The following is a 6,401-nucleotide window of genomic DNA, read 5'->3' on the forward strand; positions in this document are numbered from 1 at the left end:
GCGCTATAGGAGTTGGTGGAGTGGGCACAGCTTTGTGAACATCGGGTATATTTTCTAGTCCTTATGAATCTAAGTGGTATGGGGAAGTGGCGGGTCTTGGTGGGGCAGATTTAGTCTGTGGGAAGTCAAATGATAAATATGATTGCAAGCTTTCACTGCCTTTCTCTCTAATTAGTTCTTCCTCTGGGGGGGGCATTGATGGTAAGGTAATCAAAGTTTCAAACATATCTGAAATAAAAGATACTACTAGAAATCTATATTTATTCGACAAGGATAAATCTACTCTTTGATACATATTTTCTGGTAGTAGTGGCCCTCTAAGAGACTCTTGAAAAGTTACTATTAAGAATCAAAAACCAGTAGTTCAATTGTGTCGAGAAAAAGGTAATTGTGATTCTTCTGGACAGCCTAAATGTTGTGGCCCTTCATTTTCAGGACAAAAAATAGATGAGGGGGCAAGGATATGAAATTCTTATGAACCAAAACCATCAAGAATAGTTAGTGCCAGAAACCTTACTTGAAGACTCTCATATCTCTAACTGCCAATTAAGTTAACTGATTACCTTCAGAATCAAGTCTTTTTAAGCACATAATCTTCAAAAAGCTGAAAGAAATTTATTAAGTGAGTTATTAAAAATTATTCCTTTTTTGAAATTTCTAATTATTAAAGAATTGAAGCTATCAATAATTTTTGTAATCTCGGATGGATCTCTTAATTCTCTATTTCTTGCTTATTAATTATTCTGCTGACACAAACCACAAAAGTCAAAACAATAATCCAACACTTAAAAAAACTTAGTCGAAATGGAAGAAAGATTTCTTTACTCTAATGTTTGGCCTTTGTTGGCAAAAAAAGATCAAGAAATAATTGATGATTGTTTTAGGCAAGAAATTGAAAAATCAGATCAACTAGCAATTGCTGTAGGATTTTTTTCTTATAACTCTTTGAAAGAATTAGATAGATTAATAACGCAAAAAGATATTAAGAATGTGTGTCTAATTCTGGGAATGTATTGCAACAATGGATTTCCAAAAACACTGTTCCAGCTGGCACTAAGCATTAATGAAAAATGACAAAAGGCGGGAATAGGTGAAATAAGAATTACTCATTCTTTTAAGTACCACGGAAAGCTTTATTGTTTCCTTAAAAATGATCAAATCTTTTCAGCCATAATAGGTTCCCCTAACTTAAGTTTTTTAAAGGCAAAACAAGATCAACTATTCAATCAATATGAAATAGCTCTTTTTACAAACAATACAGATACACTTCAAAAATCCTTAAACCACATCAAGAGCTTAAAGTCAAGTGACGTATCTAAAAATATATCTTCCTTTGGAGGCTTCAATCTACTTTCTGAAGACGAGCTTTACTGAAAAAAGACAAGAAAAGCAACTAAACTAAAATTTCCACAAAACAACTCTTAAAATGCTGACTCTCAAAGAGGTAGAAAGTGCCGAATTCTCACAAACTATTGTTTTTCCTTTAATAGTTCCCTCTTGCCAAGAGATTCTCTATTCCTCTACTCATTTAGATTTATCTAAATCTGCTTTAAACGCTTGCTACAACAAACCATTATTTAATGAAAAAACAGGGAAGGAACAAAGCTGATATGACGTACAGTTGACAGTTGATGGTCAATATGATTTGCCGCCAAAAGAGGAATGATTTTATATAGTGTGTGATGATGGGTTCATATTTAAAGGGAGATTTGCTGGAAAAAAAATTAGAAGATTAAGTACTTTTGAAGACAAAAGAATCATAGGTTTGTGAATAAAGGGAAGACTTGCGGAGTGTGGTTTTGTTCCTAGTTATGACTTTGTCTGTTATGACCGCAGAAGAGATGGAATTATCTATAAAGAAATACTAGAAAGTTATGGTGGAGATAAAGTATTTCTAAAGAAAACTAATAAGACAAAAAAAGATAGAAAAGGTATTGAAAGAGATGTATGGTACATATCTTTTCCTAACGATCTTTAATTTCTAATCCTTTTTTAATTAACTATCGAGTTAGCAATAATTTTTAATTAAGTAAATCTAAGTATCTCTTGCAGGCTTTAAAGTGAGGAATTGTCGCGATCTCTGGTCTTACTGGGGTTTTAGTTGGTACTCAAAAGCTAGTTAATTCAAATGACTTTGAAACTAAATTGGTTGATTCTTCTCAAGTATCTAGCCCAAATAACTTAGAACAGCCGAAACCGTTCAACTTATTTGAACAACAAGGTGCAGAAACAATTGCCCCCCCCTTGTCACCAGAAATTCTAATTAATGAAGAAAATGTCCAATCAAATGTTGAATCAATTGATTCAAAATCGGAAGATAGTGCCATTACTGAGGAACCTGAACAAATTGAATTATCTTCTCCGCAATCCACTTCAGCAAACTTAGTAACTCAAGAAACAACAAGAGATACACAAGAAGCACATTCAACTACTTCAGAACAATTACAACTCTCAGATGATTCAGTGACAACTGAAGTCTCTGAACCTCTTATTGAGACAACTCCACAAGAGCATGAAGAAACTTCTATATCTCAAATATCCAATCTACAAGATGAAATAACTCTTTCTCCTGAAGTCTACACACCTAAACAATTAACAAATGAAGAAATTAAACAACAAGCTGAATTAGTTTTTGAAAAATTAGATGACTATACCTTTAAGCTTTTTTCTCCTTGTAACTCTGGGACAGGTTGAATACTTGACTATCAGTTGCCAGAAAAAGGTAAGAATTATCCTACAACCTGATATATTGCAACAAATGCCCATGTAATTAACAAATGATATTTTGATTTCTCTAACCCTTATAAGCAAGTGCTTCCCGAAACTCTCAGTGATTATTACAAAACCTGACAAAACTATTACACAAGTTATTCCTCTCAGTATTATCCATTAGCAACAGCTGACAGTTGTTACTATAAAGAACACTATGGTGCTTTTGATATAAATCTTGCAAAAGAATCGAGTGGAGAAAATCTGAGGGCTAATTGAGGACTATTCTATCAAGGAAAAATTAAGAGACCTAGATTATTCTGAGCGGCTCTAAATCTATTTGATGAGGATGAAAGTGCAGGAATACAAGAAAACAACTTCAAAGATTTTGCAGTCATAGAGATTGAATTTACTAATGAACAAATTGCAAAGGAAATTACAAAAGGATTTGCGGAAAAATATACAATTGGTTCAAATAATTCCATAAATATATTCGGTCCATCTTTAGATAAAGAAAGATTAGACAAAAGTGAAGAGAATTTTTACAGCTTAGGGTATCCAAAAAGAGTAGATAATAAATTTGGTTCTTCTAGAACTTGGGATGAAAGCCAGCTACTAGGAGACCGCTTGGCAGATGATAGAAAGAGAAAAAATAATAAAGCACTAGGAGAGAGGGTGAGGGGACTCGCTTCTACTCAGTCTTTTGGCAGTACCAGTATTGAATGAAATGGAAAGCAATATGAAAGAATGGGACACTTCTATTTCCTCAGAGGATTTTCATTAGGTAAAGGGGCTTCTGGTTCTATGAGTATAGATGGAGAAGGAAATCTAATAGGACTCAAAACAAAGGGAGAGACAGGAGATAAATCCAGGTTCTCTTTAATTACTCCTATTAGATCTGATGAAATAGAGCTGAATGGAAATTTCAAAACTAGAAAGTATGACTTAATTGTTGGGGCAGAAGGACAAAGAGGATCTTTTAGAGAACAAATAGAGAGATTTGTGATTAGTCGAGGAAAAGAAACATGACTAAGCAAGAAAGGCTGAACATCATAAAAAACTAATTAATTTCTAAGTATTAAGGGTCTATTCTCACTCTATAGTTCCTCCAGGCTTTGTAGTTAAGTCATATAGAACTCTACTCACTGCAGGAAAAGATGAAACTATCTTATTTCCTAAAGCTATTAATTCATTAATAGATATAGGGCTGACACTGGCACTCATAAAGTCTTTTGTCTTAATTGCTCTCAGAACTATGGAATAACCTAATATTCTTTGATCTCCCTTAACTCCCACTGCCTTATCAGATAACAAGATTGGAAAATATTGATCACTATATCTCTCCAATCCCTCTTCTTGAAATTCTTGTTCTATAAATTGTTGAATTGATCCCAATAGCTCTACTTTTTCCTTAGTAACTTCTCCGATGACTCTAATGGCTAAACCTGGTCCTGGAAAAGGTTGTTTAGAAAGTCAAAAGGTAGAAAGATGTAACTGAGAGCCTAACTCCCTAACTTGATCTTTGAAGATATTAGAGAAAGGCTCTATTAACTCTAATTCCTTTAATTCTTCAGAATGTAAGACATTATGGTGTGATTTAATAGTGTCGCTTTCTTGCCCTCCCTTACCACTTTCCACTTTATCAGAGCAAAGTGTTCCTTGAGCAAACACACTAACTCCCTTTTGCTTTAACTCTTCAGCAACTAAACAAATACTCTTTCAATATTTTTCAGAAATGATCTTTCTTTTTTGTTCCGCATTCTTTACTCCTTTTAGCTCTTCAAATACACTATCTTCCCAGTTAATTACCTTGAAATTAGAGAACTTTTTAGAAAAATAGTTAATTACTTTTTCTTCATAATGTTTTGGATACAAGCCGGTAGAGATGTAAATAGGATAAATGTCTCCAGCTAATACCATATTTTTCAAGAAATGAATAAGCACGCTGGAGTCTAATCCGCCAGAAACTGCAATAAGAATTTTCTTTCCCATCAATTGTTCTGCGTATTCTTTTGTCAAAATAGACAGCAAATTTTCTGATTTTGAACTTAAATAAGCAGAATCTATTAACTGAATATCAAAACCAGAGATACTTAAAAAATTTCTAATTAGTTGTTCTCCAAATTCAGATTCATCTAATTCTGGATGATACTGAATAGTATAAATGGGTTTAGAAACATGAGAGGCGATGAGATTTTTTCCTTCCCCAGTCGCTAAAGAGAAAAATCCTGAGCCTAATCTAGTGACACTATCTGTGAAGGAAGCTCAACCCCTGAACTTAAATGGAACATTGTAAAAAAAGGGGTGATCTCTTTCTCTAACAACCTCTATTTCCCCATAACAGGGTCCTAACTCTGGAGAAACGCTTCCATTAAATACTTGGTGGATTAATTGCATTCCAAAACAAATTCCTAGAATAGGTGTATCTTGTGAATCTATTAATTGTGTTTTTATTCAGTTAAAAAAAGGGGTTTTAGAGAACTCTACAACTGAGAAAGGGCTTCCTGAGATTACTACAGACTTATAGTTAGAAAAATTAAAAGAAGGGTGTGGAATTACCTCACTATCTACTGAGAGCTTATGGATTCCTAACTTAAATTGATTAAGTTTTCTCTCTAAAACAGGACTATACTGTGAACCTAAATCAATTAAAAGTAATTCTCTGAGATTTTGAGAACTAATTGCGAAGGTAAAAAGAAGATTTAATTAAAATTTTAGGCTATTCTCAATTTTTCTTCAGGATAGGAGAACTTTTGCTTTGACACCCTTGGTTTGTTGTAGTACAACAGTGAATTAGGAATTCCTAATTGACCAATAAACATTAAACACATTAAGAGAACTTTTCCGAGCTCAGTAGTTTTACCGGAAACTCCTAAAGAAAGTCCGGCGGTACCGAAAGCTGATGCGGCCTCAAATAACGAGGCATGTCTCGATTGAGGTTCATTTTTTTCATTTGGTATTCCCAAAGAGCATAGAGTAATTAAGGCTGAAGAGACAAAGAATACTATATAAGCACTGTCAATAGTTTGATCAGAGATGGATCTAGAGAAGATGGAAAGTGTTCTTCTTCCTCTCATAGTAACTCAGATCTTTCCAAGCATCAAGAATAAAGTAATGCTTCTAATTCCCCCTGCCGTTGAGGCTGGAGAGGCCCCAATAAACATTAGCATTAGCAAAATTCATTGAGATTTTTCATGAAGACAGGCAGGATCTATACCATAAAATCCAGCAGATCTACTAGAAATAACTAGATAAACTAGCTGTCAAATTTTCTCAATATCTTTGAAGTCATTGCAACAATCTTTTTTACAACAATTATTCAAAGAGGTTTTATTTCCTGTTGTATATTCAGCTAAGATCACTCCTCCGCCCGCTAATACAGTAATAGAGAAATACATTAATATGGAAATCTTTGTAAAAAGAGAGAATATATTCTTGGTTTTTTGCTTACTTCTTTTCTTGAGAAGTCATTCTTTGAATTCATATAAAGCTGGATAGCCTATTCCCCCTACTACAGAGCAAACTGCAAAAACTATAGAAAGTAAAGTTCCTCATCCTCTAGAAAAAGAATGAATTGAGTCTTTGGCAAGAATGTCTAATCCTGCATTGTTAACTGCGGATATAGAATGAAAAATTCCTGCCCAAAGAGATTTCAGAAAGTTACCTTTAATCCCTGTATTTGCTTCAGGAAT

The 6,401-nt window shown here is 33.8% G+C and carries 6 protein-coding genes; 4 read left to right on the forward strand and 2 right to left on the reverse strand.

What is annotated here, in order from left to right:
- From DNK47_RS03130 to DNK47_RS03145, 4 genes are all read left to right on the forward strand, one after another.
- Positions 1-539: hypothetical protein (locus DNK47_RS03130; protein WP_220084662.1), on the forward strand; the 539-nt coding region annotated here is incomplete at its 5' end.
- A gap of 265 nt (positions 540-804) precedes the next feature.
- Positions 805-1,425 carry a restriction endonuclease PLD domain-containing protein gene (locus tag DNK47_RS03135; RefSeq protein WP_112665869.1) on the forward strand — a complete coding sequence of 207 codons (621 nt, stop codon included), beginning with the start codon at positions 805-807 and terminating at the stop codon, positions 1,423-1,425.
- A 1-nt stretch (position 1,426) separates the two neighbouring features.
- Positions 1,427-1,978, forward strand: a complete 552-nt coding sequence (locus tag DNK47_RS03140; RefSeq protein WP_112665871.1) for a restriction endonuclease PLD domain-containing protein — start codon at positions 1,427-1,429, stop codon at positions 1,976-1,978.
- A gap of 68 nt (positions 1,979-2,046) precedes the next feature.
- The gene (locus tag DNK47_RS03145) at positions 2,047-3,765 is read left to right on the forward strand and encodes an MIP family Ig-specific serine endopeptidase (protein WP_181454168.1); all 1,719 of its coding nucleotides are present in this window, start codon (positions 2,047-2,049) and stop codon (positions 3,763-3,765) included.
- A gap of 30 nt (positions 3,766-3,795) precedes the next feature.
- Here the strand turns inward: DNK47_RS03145 and DNK47_RS03150 are convergent, their stop codons facing one another.
- On the reverse strand, positions 3,796-5,415 hold the full coding sequence (locus DNK47_RS03150; RefSeq protein ID WP_309250886.1) for a GMP synthase (glutamine-hydrolyzing): 1,620 nt from the start codon (positions 5,413-5,415) through the stop codon (positions 3,796-3,798).
- Positions 5,416-5,423: 8 nt separating this feature from the next.
- On the reverse strand, positions 5,424-6,401 hold a 978-nt coding region (locus tag DNK47_RS03155; RefSeq protein ID WP_146737545.1), incomplete at its 5' end, for a potassium transporter TrkG.

The organism is Mycoplasma wenyonii, assembly GCF_003265155.1.
GTDB lineage: Bacteria > Bacillota_I > Bacilli_A > Mycoplasmatales > Mycoplasmoidaceae > Eperythrozoon_A > Eperythrozoon_A wenyonii_C.